The organism is Curtobacterium sp. VKM Ac-2889 (genome assembly GCF_015350855.1).
GTDB lineage: Bacteria > Actinomycetota > Actinomycetes > Actinomycetales > Microbacteriaceae > Curtobacterium > Curtobacterium poinsettiae.
Map to the genome: position 1 here is coordinate 400627 of NZ_JADKSC010000004.1, position 14403 is coordinate 415029.

Annotated in this window: 14 protein-coding genes; 1 reads left to right on the top strand and 13 read right to left on the bottom strand. The window is 70.7% G+C overall.

Annotated elements, in window-relative coordinates; translation table 11 throughout:
* Positions 1–63: 63 nt before the first annotated feature.
* Together ITJ50_RS15050 and ITJ50_RS15055 are read right to left on the bottom strand one after the other, a co-directional pair.
* A complete protein-coding gene (locus ITJ50_RS15050) occupies positions 64–1113 on the bottom strand; it encodes a hypothetical protein (RefSeq protein ID WP_194590820.1) in 1050 nt (349 codons plus the stop codon).
* A 100-nt stretch (positions 1114–1213) separates the two neighbouring features.
* Positions 1214–1546: a TraR/DksA family transcriptional regulator gene (locus ITJ50_RS15055; protein WP_056069831.1), complete on the bottom strand. Its 333-nt coding sequence runs from the start codon at positions 1544–1546 to the stop codon at positions 1214–1216.
* Between the two features lie 50 nt (positions 1547–1596).
* Between ITJ50_RS15055 and ITJ50_RS15060 the strand changes: the two genes are divergently transcribed.
* Positions 1597–2634: an LLM class flavin-dependent oxidoreductase gene (locus tag ITJ50_RS15060; RefSeq protein WP_194590821.1), complete on the top strand. Its 1038-nt coding sequence runs from the start codon at positions 1597–1599 to the stop codon at positions 2632–2634.
* A 9-nt stretch (positions 2635–2643) separates the two neighbouring features.
* Here ITJ50_RS15060 and ITJ50_RS15065 read toward each other — a convergent pair whose 3' ends face one another.
* The 11 genes from ITJ50_RS15065 to ITJ50_RS15115 all read right to left on the bottom strand — a co-directional run bounded on the left by ITJ50_RS15065 (position 2644) and on the right by ITJ50_RS15115 (position 13012).
* Complete coding sequence (locus ITJ50_RS15065; protein WP_416354621.1) at positions 2644–3102, bottom strand: ASCH domain-containing protein; 459 nt, start codon at positions 3100–3102, stop codon at positions 2644–2646.
* A gap of 81 nt (positions 3103–3183) precedes the next feature.
* Complete coding sequence (locus ITJ50_RS15070; RefSeq protein ID WP_194590823.1) at positions 3184–4236, bottom strand: site-specific tyrosine recombinase XerD; 1053 nt, start codon at positions 4234–4236, stop codon at positions 3184–3186.
* A 38-nt stretch (positions 4237–4274) separates the two neighbouring features.
* Positions 4275–4874, bottom strand: coding sequence for a DUF1349 domain-containing protein (locus ITJ50_RS15075; RefSeq protein ID WP_017886920.1), 600 nt, complete (start codon positions 4872–4874; stop codon positions 4275–4277).
* Entirely contained in the window at positions 4871–5446 is a 576-nt protein-coding gene (locus ITJ50_RS15080) for an NUDIX domain-containing protein (protein ID WP_017886921.1), read from the bottom strand. The genes ITJ50_RS15075 and ITJ50_RS15080 overlap by 4 nt, the downstream gene beginning before the upstream one ends.
* A 160-nt stretch (positions 5447–5606) precedes the next feature.
* Positions 5607–7322 (bottom strand): CTP synthase, encoded by a 1716-nt coding sequence (locus ITJ50_RS15085; RefSeq protein ID WP_194590824.1) that lies wholly within the window; start codon positions 7320–7322, stop codon positions 5607–5609.
* 182 nt (positions 7323–7504) lie between these two features.
* The gene (gene recN, locus ITJ50_RS15090) at positions 7505–9199 is read right to left on the bottom strand and encodes a DNA repair protein RecN (RefSeq protein ID WP_071251335.1); all 1695 of its coding nucleotides are present in this window, start codon (positions 9197–9199) and stop codon (positions 7505–7507) included.
* Between the two features lie 16 nt (positions 9200–9215).
* Complete coding sequence (locus tag ITJ50_RS15095; RefSeq protein WP_017886924.1) at positions 9216–10139, bottom strand: NAD kinase; 924 nt, start codon at positions 10137–10139, stop codon at positions 9216–9218.
* Complete coding sequence (locus tag ITJ50_RS15100; RefSeq protein WP_194590825.1) at positions 10136–10969, bottom strand: TlyA family RNA methyltransferase; 834 nt, start codon at positions 10967–10969, stop codon at positions 10136–10138. The genes ITJ50_RS15095 and ITJ50_RS15100 overlap by 4 nt, the downstream gene beginning before the upstream one ends.
* On the bottom strand, positions 10962–11129 hold the full coding sequence (locus ITJ50_RS15105) for a hypothetical protein (protein WP_156155395.1): 168 nt from the start codon (positions 11127–11129) through the stop codon (positions 10962–10964). The genes ITJ50_RS15100 and ITJ50_RS15105 overlap by 8 nt, the downstream gene beginning before the upstream one ends.
* A 10-nt stretch (positions 11130–11139) precedes the next feature.
* The gene (locus tag ITJ50_RS15110; RefSeq protein ID WP_231564126.1) at positions 11140–12111 is read right to left on the bottom strand and encodes an HAD-IIA family hydrolase; all 972 of its coding nucleotides are present in this window, start codon (positions 12109–12111) and stop codon (positions 11140–11142) included.
* A 31-nt stretch (positions 12112–12142) separates the two neighbouring features.
* Positions 12143–13012: a hypothetical protein gene (locus ITJ50_RS15115; RefSeq protein ID WP_194590826.1), complete on the bottom strand. Its 870-nt coding sequence runs from the start codon at positions 13010–13012 to the stop codon at positions 12143–12145.
* Between the last annotated feature and the right edge of the window lie 1391 nt (positions 13013–14403).

Sequence of the window (14403 nt, forward strand, 5' to 3'; positions counted from 1 at the left end):
TGCGCAGGCCGGGAGGCGCGGGGCGGGGTTGCGCCGCGCCTCCCGGCGAGCAGGTGGTCGCCGCTACTGCGCCGGTCGCGCGAGCGGTGAGCCTTGCAGCGCCTTGAACCAGCCGTTGCTCCAGGTGACCATCGTCTCGACGAGCGCGTCGAGGTCATCGATGCCGACGAGCTCGGTCTTCGGGCCGATGGACCAGTCGGTGTAGCCCCTCGCCAGGTGCGTGCGCCCGGACAGGTGGCGCTTCGCGAGCGGCAGCTTGTGCTTGCCGAGACCCTTCCGACCGTTGCCTGCCGACCCACGGCTCACCGCGATCCCGCCCGGGTTTTCCGACAAGACCTGGTCGTCCAAGACCTCGAGCGCCCGGACCCACGCCGGCGCCTGCTCATCACCCTCTGGATCGGGGAAGTCGGCCTCGTCGAGGTGGTTCACCGAAAATCCGACAAACCCCTCGAACTGCGTGTCCTCCAGGTACGGCGGCATCCCGCGCCCCGGGACCTGGATCTGCCCGCGGATCCACTTCGCATCCTTGCCGTCGTGCAGCGGCCGCTCGAAGACGATCGACGGCATACCGCCGTCCCCGCGCTGCACCCGCACCTTCCAGCCAGGCATCCGCGCACCGAGCCCGAGGCCGTGCAGCCGGGCCTCGACCGTCGTCTTCAGCAGGCGCCCCTCGCCCTCGATGTCGTCCTTGACCAGCCGAGGGGCGTCGAAGCACGCAAGAACCTCGTCCCAGTCGATAACGCTGACTCGCTCGTGCTCGATGACCGAGCGAGCGAGCGACTCCTTACGCGGCACCAGCACGAACAGCGCGCCGGTGTCGCCGAGCGCTTCGAGCTGGGCGTCCACCTGCCGCTCGGTCAGCTCGTGGTCGAGCTTCGCCTCGATCCCGACCAAGCCACTGTCGAAGGTCAGCTGCACGTCAAGACGGACGCTCCCTCGCTCGGTCTCGACGTCCTTGTGTGGCACCTCGCACTCGACCTTCTGGAACGAGCCGAACTGATTGCCGCTCACGCGCTCGAGGAGCTGGACGAACCGCTCGTGATCGTGTCGGATCTCGGCGCCGAGGGCACGAGTCGCCATCGGCTCGGTGCGGTAGATGGTGGTCTGCGTCATGGCGTCATGATTGCGGGACGCGAGGCGCCGACAAGAACGCCACGCGCGGTCGGCGGCAAAATACTAAAGAAATCTCACCTGCGAGTGGAATCCCCGAGCCTCAAGCGTGCGCGACGCACGTCGCCGCCCACGGGACGGCGGCCAGCCGGGCCTCCGGGATCGGCTCGCCGCCGACCGTGCAGCGGCCGTAGGTGCCCTCGTCGATCCGTGCGAGCGCGGCGTCCACCTGGCGGATCCGCAGCTGCGCACCGTCGCGGACCGCACCGAGCGAGCCACGTTCCCACGCCAGGGTCGCACCCTCGGGGTCGTGCTCGTCGTCGGAGTTGGCATCCTGCCGGGCGTCACTGACGTCACGCATGCTCCGCTCGACCTCGGTCAGCAGCCGTTCGTTGCGGGCGCGTTCGGCTTCGAGTGCGGGGCGGGGGTCCTCCATCCCGGACACGGTAGTCGCGGCGGAATGACCCCGCCCCCGGATGCGTTCGCATGGACATGACGAAGATCGGGTTCCTGTCGTTCGGACACTGGCGTGACGTGCCGGGGTCGAAGGTGCGCAGCGGGCGAGAGGCCCTGGTGCAGGCGATCGACCTCGCCGTCGCAGCGGAGGAAGCAGGCGTCGATGGCGCCTACTTCCGCGTCCACCACTTCGCGCCGCAGCAGGCCGCACCGTTCCCGCTGCTCGCCGCCATCGCCGCGAAGACGAGCCGGATCGAGATCGGGACCGGCGTCATCGACATGCGCTACGAGAACCCGCTCTACATGGCGGAAGAGGCCGCGGCCACCGACCTGATCTCCGGCGGGCGACTGCAGCTCGGCGTCTCGCGGGGATCACCCGAGACCGCCCTCGCCGGCTACCAGCAGTTCGGCTACGTGCCCGACGCCTCCGATGAGAACGGTGGCGACATGGCCCGAGCGCACACGAGCGTGTTCCGCCGTGCGATCGCCGGCGAGCCGATGGCCAACACCAACCCGCAGATGACCGGATCGGTCGGGTCCCTGCCGATCTTCCCGTTGTCCGACTCGCTCGGCGACCGCATCTGGTGGGGTGCCGGCACCCGCGCCACCGCGGAGTGGACGGCCGAGCAGGGCATGAACCTGATGTCCTCGACCCTGCTGACCGAGGACACCGGTGTGCCGTTCGACCAGCTGCAGGCCGAGCAGATCGAGCGCTTCCGCCGGGTGTGGGCGGAGTCGGGCTGGGAGCGGACCCCACGGGTGTCGGTCTCGCGCAGCATCATCCCGATCATCGACGACGAGTCGCGCCACTACTTCGGCGTGCGCGCGCAGGTCGAGGGGCAGGACCAGGTCGGGCACCTCGACGGCGGGCTCGCCCGGTTCGGCCGCTCCTACATCGGTGGGCCCGAACAGCTCGTCGCGGAGCTCGCGGCCGACCAGGCCGTCCGCGCTGCCGACACCGTGCTCGTCACCGTGCCGAACCAGCTCGGTGTGGAGTTCAACGCGCGGCTGCTCGCGGCCGTGAAGGACGTCTTCACCGAGGTCGACGCGGAGCCGGTTCCCGCCTGACCGAAGGTCTCAGCCGTCCGGCCACAGCAGCCGGAACCGCTCGCACACGACGGGCATGTCCGGCGCGAACCCGCGCGGGTGCTCGGAGTGTGCACGCCAGAACGCCTCGTGCACGGCCCGCCAGTGCTCGAGCGTGCGGTCGCCTTCACCCTCGGCCCAGGCGTGGTCAGCATCGACTTGATCGAACGGGACCACCTGGACCAGCGTCGTCTCGATGACCGCGCGGGGCGCATCGGAGCCGTCGGTCACGATGCTCAACTCGTCCACTGCGGGCAGCGGGTCACCGGTCGCCTCGTAGTCCCAGAGCGACGACGCCGTGCCGACCTTGACCCCGTCGAGCACGAGCTGCAGGAGCGCGTCCGCCTGCTCCGGGGTCGCACCGAACGACCAGGCTTCCGGCACGTCCACCGGAAGGTCCGGTCGCTCGAGGCGTCGTGCGGTCCAGAAGTCGTCGAGGGTCGAGGGCACGCCCCGACCGTAGTGCACCGGGAGACGGCACTTCGTGAGCAGGAGATGTCGAGTGCGATACCGCGACCCGACCATTGCTGCTCACGAAGCGCGCCCGTCGCGCCCATCCGGCAGCGCCTGCCGCCGCGCCCTCGGGTGCGCCGTCTGGTACACGTCCCGCAGCATGTCGGCCGTGACCATCGTGTAGATCTGCGTCGTGGCGACGCTCGCGTGCCCGAGCAGCTCCTGCACCACGCGGACGTCAGCACCGCCCTCGAGCAGGTGCGTCGCGAACGAGTGCCGGAAGGTGTGCGGTGACACGTGCGCCTCCAGGTCGGCGGCGGCAGCAGCGGCCTGGATCACGAGCCAGGCGCTCTGTCGCGACAACCGCGCACCACGGGCGCCGAGGAACAGCGCCGGCGTCGACGCTCCCCGTACCGCGAACACCGGCCGTGCCCGCACCAGGTACGCGTCGATCGCGGCCCGCGCGAAGCTGCCGAGCGGGACGATCCGCTGCTTGTTGCCCTTGCCGGTGACCTTCACGACGGCGAGCCCGTCCGCACCGGGGCCCGGGCCCGGGCCCGGAGCGTCGGCAGCGGCGTCCGACAGCGTGGTGACGTCGTCGACCGACAGCCCCACCGCCTCGGAGATCCGCGCACCGGTGGCGTAGAGCAGCTCGAGCAGGGCCTTGTCCCGCAGCTGGACGGGGTCGTCCGCGTCGACGGAGACCGCCCCGAGCAGCCGTTCCATGTCCTCGACGGGGATCGCCTTCGGCAGCCGCATGGGAGCCTTCGGCGGTCGGACGGCGGTGCCGGGGTCGAGCGGCAGCCAGCCCTCTCCCGCGGCGAAGGCGGTGAACGAACGGACCGAACTGAGCATGCGCGCGATCGACCGCGGCGCCAACGGTCCCGATGGTCGCGTGGCGAGGTGCTCGACGAACCCCGAGACGTCCGCCCGCGCCAGGCGAGCGACGTCCTGCAGCACCGAGGAGCCTCCGGCCCGGTCAGCGCCGTCCGACTCGACGACCGGTGCGACGCCGAGCCACTCGGCGAACACGGCGAGGTCCCGCCGGTACGCCGACAGCGTGTGCTGCGAGAGTCCCCGCTCGATCGCGACGTGCCGCAGGTACGTCTCCACGGCACGATCGAGGGGCATCACCTCAGCAGGCTAACCGGCGAACGGCCACCTGCCCGTCAGTGCAGCGCTTCGTCCGGCGCGCCCACCCGGAAGCCGGTGAACGTCACGGTCAAGCCAGCCCGCGTCGGCCCGGCGCACAGCAGCCCCGCGGACACGACGGCCTCCGGGTCCAGGTACGCGACCCGGACGAGCCGGGGCTCGTCGCCCTCGGCCCACGCCCGGATCGTCACGGCGTCACCGTCGCGGCTCGCGCGGACGGTCACCACCCGGCCCACCCACTCCGGCACGGGCGACACGGACCAGTCCGAGAACCCACGCGTGACCACGGCGCCGAGCTGAGGAGCACCGTCCGAGAACTCGACACCGGCCTTGATCCACGTCCGCTCGTCGACGCGCAGGAACACCCCGGCCTGGTCGAACTGCTCGGTGTAGTCGAGCACGAACGACGCCTCGACCGAGAACGGGCCGTCGGTCGGCTGCAGCAGCGCGTGCTCCGAGTCGTGCACGAACCCGTACGAGGTGGTCCGCCAGGCATCGCTGCCCTCGACGGCGGTGACACGGAACACGTCGCCGTCGAGCACGGAGGCCTGCGGCTCGTGCGTCCAGGCACCGGCGCCGACCAGGTCACGCAGACCGTCGACCGCTGCCCCGCTCACTTGCTGCGCTGTTCGATGGCCTCGACCGCGAGCGTCGCGACGACGAGGGCCGAGTTGTTGAGCCGACCGCCCAGGATCCCGTCGAGCAGCTCCGCCCGTGGCACCCAGCGCGTCACGATGTCGGCCTCTTCCGCCTCGCGCTCGAACGCGGACCCGGTCGACCGCACGCCGCGCGCCCGGTAGACCTGGATGAACTCGTCGCTGCCGCCGGACGACGTGTTGTAGCGGATCAGCGGCTCCCACGTGTCGGCTTCGAGGTCGGCCTCTTCGCCCAGCTCGCGCTTCGCGGCGGTCAGGTGGTCCTCGCCCGCCATGTCGAGCAGGCCGGCGGGCAGCTCCCAGTCACGCATCCGCACCGGGTGCCGGTACTGCTGGATGACCAGGACGCGGCCCTCGTCGTCCTCGGCGTACACCGCGACCGCGCCGGTGTGGTCGATGTACTCGCGGACCATCGCGTCACCGTTGTACGCGACGGTGTCGCGACGCACGTCCCAGACGGCGCCCTCGTAGACGACGGTGGATTCGGTGACCTCGAAGGAGGCGGACTCGTCGGCGATGGGTGCGTCTGTCACGGCACCATCCAAGCACGCGCCCCTGACGCGGCGACGGACGGACGGGAGCGCGCCCCGCTCAGCGGCGACGCGAAGCGTTGCGCGGGTCGCGCCGACCGAGCCTGCGAGGGAGGAGTGCCAGCTGGCACCGCGCCTCCCGTCCGATCGTGGAGACCGGCGCTTACGCGACCTGCTCCTCGGTCTGCGGGTCGAACAGGCTGGACGCCTCGTGGCGCTCGATCGCGGCCGCGACGAGCCCCGCGAACAGCGGGTGCGCATCGGTCGGACGCGAGCGGAGCTCCGGGTGCGCCTGCGTGGCGATGTAGAACGGGTGCACGTCGCGCGGCAGCTCGACGTACTCCACCAGCGTGCCGTCGGGCGAGGTGCCCGAGAACACCAGGCCGGCATCCGCGATCTGCTCGCGGTACTTGTTGTTCACCTCGTAGCGGTGACGGTGCCGCTCGGAGGCCTCGGGCGCACCGTACAGCTCCGCCGCCAGCGACCCTTCGGTGAACGACGCCGGGTACAGGCCCAGGCGCATCGTGCCGCCCAGGTCCCCACCGGCGATGATGTCGACCTGCTCCGCCATCGTCGCGATGACCGGGGTCGAGGTCTCCGGGTCGAACTCGGTGCTCGACGCGTCGGTCAGACCGACCTCGTGGCGGGCGTACTCGATGACCATGCACTGCAGGCCGAGGCACAGGCCGAGCGTCGGGATGCCCTGCTCACGCGCGAACTGCAGCGCGCCGAGCTTGCCCTCGATGCCGCGCACGCCGAACCCACCCGGGATGCAGATGCCGTCGACGTCGCCGAGCTGCTTCGCCGCGCCCTCGGGGGTGGTGCAGTCGTCGGACACGACCCACTTCAGCGTGACCTTCGCGTCGTGCGCGAAGCCACCCGCACGGAGCGCCTCGGTGACGGACAGGTAGGCGTCCGGCAGGTCGATGTACTTGCCGACCAGCGCGATCGTGACGTCCTTCTTCGGCTCGTGCACGGCCTTCAGCACAGGCGTCCAGGCGGTCCAGTCGACCGGACCGGCGTCGAGCTTGAGCGCCTCGACGATGACCTGGTCGAGACCCTGGTTGTTCAGCAGCGTCGGCAGGTCGTAGATCGAGGGGACGTCCACAGCGTTCACCACGGCGTCCTCGTCGACGTCGCACATCAGCGCGATCTTGCGCTTGTTCGACTCCGACACCGGACGGTCGCTCCGCAGCACGAGCGCGTCGGGCTGGATGCCGATCGAGCGGAGCGCGGCGACGGAGTGCTGGGTCGGCTTGGTCTTCTGCTCACCCGAGGCGTTCATGAACGGCACCAGCGACACGTGCACGAAGAACACGTTGCTTCGGCCGAGCTCGTGCCGCACCTGACGGGCGGACTCGATGAACGGCTGCGACTCGATGTCGCCGACGGTGCCCCCGACCTCGGTGATGATGACGTCGGGCTGCGGGTCGTTCTGCGCCTGCTCGCGCATCCGGCGCTTGATCTCGTCGGTGATGTGCGGGATGACCTGCACCGTGTCGCCGAGGTACTCGCCGCGACGCTCCTTGGCGATCACCGTCGAGTACACCTGACCGGTCGTGACGTTCGCGGCCTGCGACAGGTTGATGTCGAGGAAGCGCTCGTAGTGCCCGATGTCGAGGTCCGTCTCCGCGCCGTCGTCGGTCACGAAGACCTCGCCGTGCTGGAACGGGTTCATGGTGCCCGGGTCCACGTTGAGGTACGGGTCGAGCTTCTGCATGACGACCTTGAGGCCGCGAGCAGTGAGCAGGTTGCCGAGGCTGGCCGCCGTCAGGCCCTTGCCGAGAGACGAGACGACCCCGCCGGTCACGAAGATCTGCTTCGTCACCTTCGGGGTCGAGTTCGAAGAATTGGTACCGCCGCTGAGAGTGTCCGCCACGGGATTCCATCGTACGTCAGAACTGCCGGGAGGCGCGACCCCGGTTCGCCCTGGGCGTTGCGCGGGTGGGTGGCCGGGTCGTCGAGCCGTGGCCCGGTCACCGTGCCGTGGCCCGGTCACCGGGCCGTGGCCCGGTCACCGGGCCGTGACCGGGTCACCGGGGGACCAGGCCGGTCCGACCGTCAGGCCCGCTGGCCGGCCACGTCGAGCAGCTCGCGGGCGTGCTCGATGCCGCTGGCGCTGTCGCCGAGCCCGGAGAGCAGCCGAGCCATCTCCTGCAGCCGGTCCTCGCCTTCGAGCCGTCGCACACTCGACGAGGTCACGGCACCGCTGGCATCCTTCACGACGTTGAGGTGGTTGTTCGCGAACGCGGCGACCTGGGCCAGGTGCGTGACGACGATGACCTGCGTGCGCTCGGCGAGCTTCGCCAGCCGCCGGCCGATCTCGATGGCCGCCGCCCCACCGACACCCGCGTCGACCTCGTCGAAGACGAAGGTCGGCACGGTGGTGCTGCCAGCCATGACGACCTCGATCGCGAGCATCACGCGCGACAGCTCACCACCGGACGCCCCCTTGCCGATCGGCCGGGGGTCGGTGCCGGAGTGCGGCTGGAGCAGGATCGTCACCTGGTCACGGCCGTGGCGGCGGTACTCCCCCGCGTCGGTGACCTCGACCACCAGGGTCGCGCCACCCATCGCGAGGGTCTTCAGCTCGGCCGTCACACGCTTCGCCAGGTCGGCCGCCGCCTTGGTACGCGCCGTGGTGAGCGCTGCGGCGGCGGACTCGAGCGCCTGCTCATCCTGCTCGACCGACTGCTGCAACGCCGCGATCCGGTCGTCGTCGCCGTCGAGTTCGAGCAGCCGGTCACTCGCGCGCTGACCGTAGGCGATGACGTCGTCCACCGTCTCGCCGTACTTGCGGGTGAGGCCGGCCAGCAACGCCCGGCGTTCGTTGATGAGTTCGAGGTCGTGCCCGGCTTCGGGTTCCAGGGAACCGAGGTAGCTCGAGATGCTCGCCGACGCCTCGGCTGCCTGGATGCCCAGCTCCGTGAGCTGCTCGAGCACCGGCTGCAGGGCACTGTCCGACGACACCACACGCTCGACGGCACGGCGCGCGGACTCGACCAGGCCGACGACGTCCGAGACGCCGTCGAGGGACTCGCTGGACAGTGCCTCGTGCGCCAGGGCAGCGGACAGCCGGAGCTCCTCGAGGTTCCCCAGGCGCTCGGCGCGTTCGGCCAGCTCGACGTCTTCCCCGGGCTGCGGGTCGGCGGCTTCGATCTCGTCGGAGGCCGCACGGATGCGCTCGGCCTCGGCCACCCGGTCGTCCCGGTCACGGACCAGGACCTCGAGTTCACCGGCGTGCTGCTGCCAGGCGTCGTACGCGGCCACGTACCGGGCGAGGGCCTTCTCGAGCGAGGATCCCCCGAACCCGTCCAGCGCCGCCCGCTGCGCGGTGGCCGAGGTCAGGCGGATCTGGTCGGACTGCCCGTGCACGGTGACGAGCTGGTCGGCGAGTTCACCGAGGACCGCGACGGGGGCACTGCGACCGCCGACCGTGGCACGGCTGCGCCCCTCGGCGGAGACCGTGCGGGTGAGGATGAGCTCGCCGTCCTCGACGGTGCCGCCGGCGTCCTCGACACGTTCGGCGACCGCGTCCTGCTCGGGGACGTGCCAGCGGCCTTCGACGACCGCGCTCGACGCGCCACGGCGAACCGAACCGGCGTCGGCCCGCGCACCGAGCAGCAGCCCGAGTGCGGTGACGATCATCGTCTTGCCTGCACCGGTCTCCCCGGTGACGACGGTGAAGCCCGGCCCGAGTTCGAGCGTGGTCTCACCGATGACACCGAGGTCGCGGATCGCGATCTCCTCGATCATCGGGTGTTCTCCGTGCTCATCGGTCGTCCTCGTCGCTCTGGGGGCCGCGCCACCCGGCGACGGGCAGCTGGAACTTCGCGACCAGCCGGTCGGTGAACGGGGCGTCCTTGAGCCGGGCGACGCGCACCGGGTCGGGCGAACGCCGGACCTCGACGCGGGCGCCCGGGGGCAGGTCGTGGGTGCGGCGTCCGTCGCACCAGAGCACGCCGACGCCGCTCGTTCGCCGCAGGACCTCGATCGCGAGCGTGCAGTCCGGCCCGACGACGATCGGACGGGCGAACAGGGCGTGGGCGCTCAGCGGCACCATGAGCAGTGCGTCCACATCGGGCCACACGATGGGGCCACCACCCGAGAACGAGTACGCCGTGGAGCCCGTCGGGGTCGACACGACAACACCGTCACAACCGAAGGACGACAGCGGGCGCCCGTCGACCTCGGTCACGACCTCGAGCATCCGCTCACGGGACGCCTTCTCGATCGTGGCTTCGTTCAGCGCCCAGCTCGAGTAGACGATCTGGTTGCCCACGACGACGTCGACCTGCAGGGTGACGCGTTCCTCGACGTTGTACTCGCCGGACAGCGCACGCTCGACCGTCTCGGCAAGACCGTCGCGCTCGCTCTCTGCCAGGAACCCGACGTGCCCCAGGTTCACGCCGATCAACGGAGCACCGGTGTTCCGGACGAGTTCCGCGGCGCGGAGGATCGTGCCGTCGCCGCCGAGCACGATGACGATCTCGAGCTGGTTCGGCTGGACGTCGACGCCCAGGATGTCGACCTTGCCGACCGACGCTTCGGCGCGGCGGATGTCCGCGTACTCGTCGAAGGGCATGACGGGCGTGAGACCGGCGGCGTGCAGGAGGTCGCAGACCTCGACCGCGGCGTCGATCGAGTCGCGGCGACCCGTGTGGGACACGAGCAGGATGTGCCGTTCGTCGCTCATGAAGACCCTTCCGTGAGTTCGGTCGCCCGGACTCTCCATTCTGTCGGATTGCCCCCGACACCGCGCTGGAAGCGGGCCAGGTACTCGTGGTTGCCGTGGGTCCCGACGATCGGCGATGCGGTGAGCCCGCTGGTACCGAGGCCCTGGTCCCACGCCGCCCAGAGCACGTTCATGAGCGCGTCGTTCCGCAGCCCCGCGTCGTGCACGATGCCCTCGCGCACACCGCCGCGGCCCACTTCGAACTGGGGCTTCACCAGCAGCACGAACTCGTCCGCCGGGACGGCCTCGGCCAGCGCCGGCAGCACGAGTCTGAGCGAGATGAAGGACAGGTCCCCCACCACGAGGCTCGTGTCGGTGGCTGCGTCGTCGAGCGCCAGGTAGTCGGCGCGCGTGAGGTTCCGGGCGTTCGTCCCCTCGACCACGGCGACGCGTTCGTCGAGCGCGATGGTGGGGTGCAGCTGTCCGTGGCCCACGTCGAGCGCGATGACACGGCGCGCACCACGTGCGAGCAGCACCTGGGTGAACCCGCCGGTGCTCGCGCCGACGTCGAGCACGACACGATCGGCAGGGTCGACGTCGAAGGCGTCGAGCGCACCGACGAGCTTCCGGGCTGCACGCGACACCCATTCGTCCGCGGCGTCGACCTCGATCTCGGCGTCTGGCGCGACCGGCGTCGACGGCTTGAGCACGGCACGCCCGCCGACGAGCACGCGGCCGTCCTGGATCAGCTTGCTGGCCACGGTGCGCGACCGAGCGAGTCCGCGTGCAGGGAGCAGCGCGTCGAGGCGGACCGGGGTCGCGTCGGGGACGGCTCCGTCCGGCTCAGGCACTCGCGGAGCCGCCGCTCTCGAGCCGCGTCCGCAGCTCGTCGTGCAGCGCGGAGAAGGCGTCGGCGCGATCGACGAGCGGGAGCGTCTCTGCCTCGGCGGTCCGCGCGGCGAAGGCGTCCTGCTGCTCGGGTTCGGCGGACGGCTGCTCGGGGTTCGGCACGTCCGACACGCTACTCGCCGCCGTACAGCTGCGGGTCGACGTCGAGCCCGTAGATGGCCAACTCGGACTCCCAGATGATCGTGGAGCCGGCGCGCAGTCGATCGATGTCCGTCCCGGCGTCGAGCACCCGGACCACGTGCCCGCGCATCGCCACCGTCGAGGTTCCGACGGTCACGTACCGGGTGCCGTCCTCGTCCTCGCGCCGCACCGTCTCCGGGTACGGCTGGGACAAGCCGCGGAGGTCTTCCAGCACGTAGGTGGGACGCGAGCGCTGGTCGGCCGCGAGCACCTGCTTGGCCTGGTCGATGCCGGTGAGCACGAGCACGCTCGGGATCCCGACGTCGTTCGCGCCCTTGATGTCGGTGTCCAGCCGGTCACCGATGAACAGGGTCCGACCGCCGCCGAAGCGTTCCACCGCGGTGTCGAAGATCGGCCGCTCGGGCTTGCCGGCGACCACGGGCATGCGACCGACGGCCTGGTGCACGGCGGACACGAGCGTCCCGTTGCCGGGGGCGATGCCGCGCTCGACGGGGATCGACCAGTCCATGTTCGTCGCCACCCACGGCACGTCCGGGTCGGCCAGGGCGAACGACGCCTCGGCCAGTTCCTTCCAGCCGAGATCCGGCGAGAAGCCCTGGATCACCGCTGCCGGAGAGTCCTCGGCGCTCGACGTCACCGTGAACCCGGCTGCCTCGACGATGCTGGACAGGCCGAGCCCGCCGGTCACCAGGACGGTCGACCCGGCCGGCACCAGGGTCGCGAGCAGCTGGACGCCGGCCTGCGACGAGGTGACGACGTCGCCCTCGGACACCTCGAGCCCGTAGCGCTCGAGGTGTTCAGCGACGTCGATCGGGCGGCGCGATGCGTTGTTCGTGATGTAGCCGACCCGCGCCGTGAGGGATGCCCGGGTCAGTGCTTCGACCGCGTGCGGGATCGCGTTGCGGCCCCGGTAGACGACGCCGTCGAGGTCGGTGAGGACCACGTCGACGCCGTCGGTCAGCGCCGCCGGGTGCTCAGCCGGCTGCGGAGCCGTCGACGTCGCGGGGGTTGTCGTCGTCGATCTCGCCGGGCTCGTCGGCTGCCGAGGTGTCGTCGTCGAGGTCGTCGAGGGCTGGTTCGTCGTCGAGGTCGTCGTCGACATCGTCGGCGGAGTCGTCGTCGCCGTCGAGTGCGTCGGTCGCGACGTTGTCGGTTCCGAGGTCTTCGGCGTCGTCGTCTCCGGCGTCTCCGGCGTCTCCGGCGTCTCCATGTACTTCGACTTCGATCGTTTCCTCGACCACATCAACTGTCTCCCAAGCGTTGTCGTCCGCGATTTCGGCGAGGGCCGCTACCGCGCGGTCCACTCGGGCCCACCACTCGTCGGCCTCGTCCTGTCGACCGAGCTCCTCGAGCGTGGCCGCGTAAGCACTGTAGAGCGCCGGGGACCACGTGTAGGCGGTGGACGGGTCGAGCTGTGGAATCTCCAGCTCGCCGAGCGCAGCTGTGGGATTCCCGAGGTCGAGACGGGCGCCGGACATGGCGATCGCGAGTTCGACCTGCACCGGTGTCTCGAGGGCCGACCGTTCGACCGAGCGGCCGAGTTCGAGCGCGCGCTCCGGACGTCCGAGGCCGCGCTCGCAGTCCACCATCATCGGCAGCTGGTCGTTGCGACCCGAGATCCGGCGGTAGGTGCGGAGCTCACGCAGGGCCGTGGCGAAGTCGCCGAGACGGTAGGCGGTGATGGCAGCGGTCTCACGGACGACACCGACCCGACCAGCACGACGAGCCGCGCTCAGCGCGTGCTGGTTCGCCGTCTCCGGGTCGTCATCGACGAACAGCGCAGCAGCCACCAGGTGACGAGCCACCCAGTCCGCGTTGTCCTTGCTGAGGGTCTTCAGCTCCATGCGGGCGGCCGGGTCGAGGTCGCGCGCATCGATCTCTTCGGGGATCTCCGGGTCCTCGTGACGCGGACGGATGGACTTCGTGCCGTACGGATCGCGGTCTTCCCAGTCGTCGCGGGCCGCTTCGCCGAAGCGCGCACCGGCGTGCCGGGAGCCGTCGCCGAACCGACGACGCTCCTCGCCACCATCGCGGCTGGAACGGTCCGAGGACCCGCCACGGAACGGACGGTCGGAGGAACCACCACGGGTCGGACGGTCGCCGTCGCGACGCGGGCGGTCCGAGGATCCGCCGCGGTACGGACGGTCACCATCACGAGCCGGACGGTCCGAGGATCCGCCGCGGTACGGACGATCGCCATCACGACGCGGGCGGTCCGAACCGCCCTGGAAGGGTCGGTCCCCGTCACGGCGCGGCCTGTCCGAGGACCCGCCACGGTACGGGCGATCGCCATCACGAGCGGGCCGGTCCGAGCCACCGCGGTACGGGCGATCGCCATCACGAGCGGGCCGGTCCGAGCCACCGCGGTACGGGCGATCGCCATCACGAGCGGGACGGTCCGAGCCACCGCGGTAGGGGCGATCGCCATCACGAGCGGGACGATCGGACGAGCCACCGCGGTACGGGCGGTCACCGTCCCGACGCGGACGGTCAGAGCTCCCACCACGGTACGGACGGTCAGCATCACGAGCCGGACGATCCGAAGACCCACCACGGTACGGACGGTCACCGTCACGACCCGGGCGATCGGCACCACGCGGACCATCCCCGCGCGGCGGACGGCCGGCGGCGCCACGATCACCCTGCCACGAGGGTCGGTCATTGCGGTCGCTTGACCGGAACGGACGATCGCCGTCACGACGCGGAGCGCTGTCCCGGCGGGGAGCACCATCGCGGAACGGACGGTCCCCACCTTGCGGACGATCGCGACGGTCACCCTCGCGACGCTCGAACTCACGAGGACCAGAGGACCACCGGCCGTTGCTCTGGTCGTCACGACGCGGAGCACCATCACGACGGGGGAAACGATCGCCGTCCCGCCGGGGTCGATCTCCGCGGTCGCCGTCGTTCCGCCGCTGATCGTCGTCGTTCGCCACCGTTGCTCCTCATCGCGAGCCCGGTGCAGTGCCTCGGGCGTTCATCCGCTGTGTCGTTGTGTTGGGTGCCGCGTCGGTCGCCCGACGGTGGTTCCAGTCCATCACGAACCGGAGCCGGCGTCGAGTGAACGGCGGCAGAAACAGAAATGGCCACCGGCCCCAACCGAGAACGAGGGTTTCCCCTGCGAATTCTCGATGGAGGGCCGATGGCCACATCTTTCTTACGTTAAGTCCGGCGGCGTCCTACTCTCCCACAAGGTCCCCCTTGCAGTACCATCGGCGCTGAGAGGCTTAGCTTC

Excerpts from the sequence above, each read along its gene's own strand:
- recN (WP_071251335.1), bottom strand. The coding sequence starts at position 9,199 with ATGATCGAGGAGATCGCGATCCGCGACCTCGGTGTCATCGGTGAGACC.
- ITJ50_RS15115 (WP_194590826.1), bottom strand. The coding sequence starts at position 13,012 with ATGGAGCTGAAGACCCTCAGCAAGGACAACGCGGACTGGGTGGCTCGT.
- ITJ50_RS15070 (WP_194590823.1), bottom strand. The coding sequence starts at position 4,236 with ATGCCCCTCGATCGTGCCGTGGAGACGTACCTGCGGCACGTCGCGATC.
- ITJ50_RS15095 (WP_017886924.1), bottom strand. The coding sequence starts at position 10,139 with ATGAGCGACGAACGGCACATCCTGCTCGTGTCCCACACGGGTCGCCGC.
- ITJ50_RS15060 (WP_194590821.1), top strand. The coding sequence starts at position 1,597 with ATGGACATGACGAAGATCGGGTTCCTGTCGTTCGGACACTGGCGTGAC.
- ITJ50_RS15055 (WP_056069831.1), bottom strand. The coding sequence starts at position 1,546 with ATGGAGGACCCCCGCCCCGCACTCGAAGCCGAACGCGCCCGCAACGAA.
- ITJ50_RS15050 (WP_194590820.1), bottom strand. The coding sequence starts at position 1,113 with ATGACGCAGACCACCATCTACCGCACCGAGCCGATGGCGACTCGTGCC.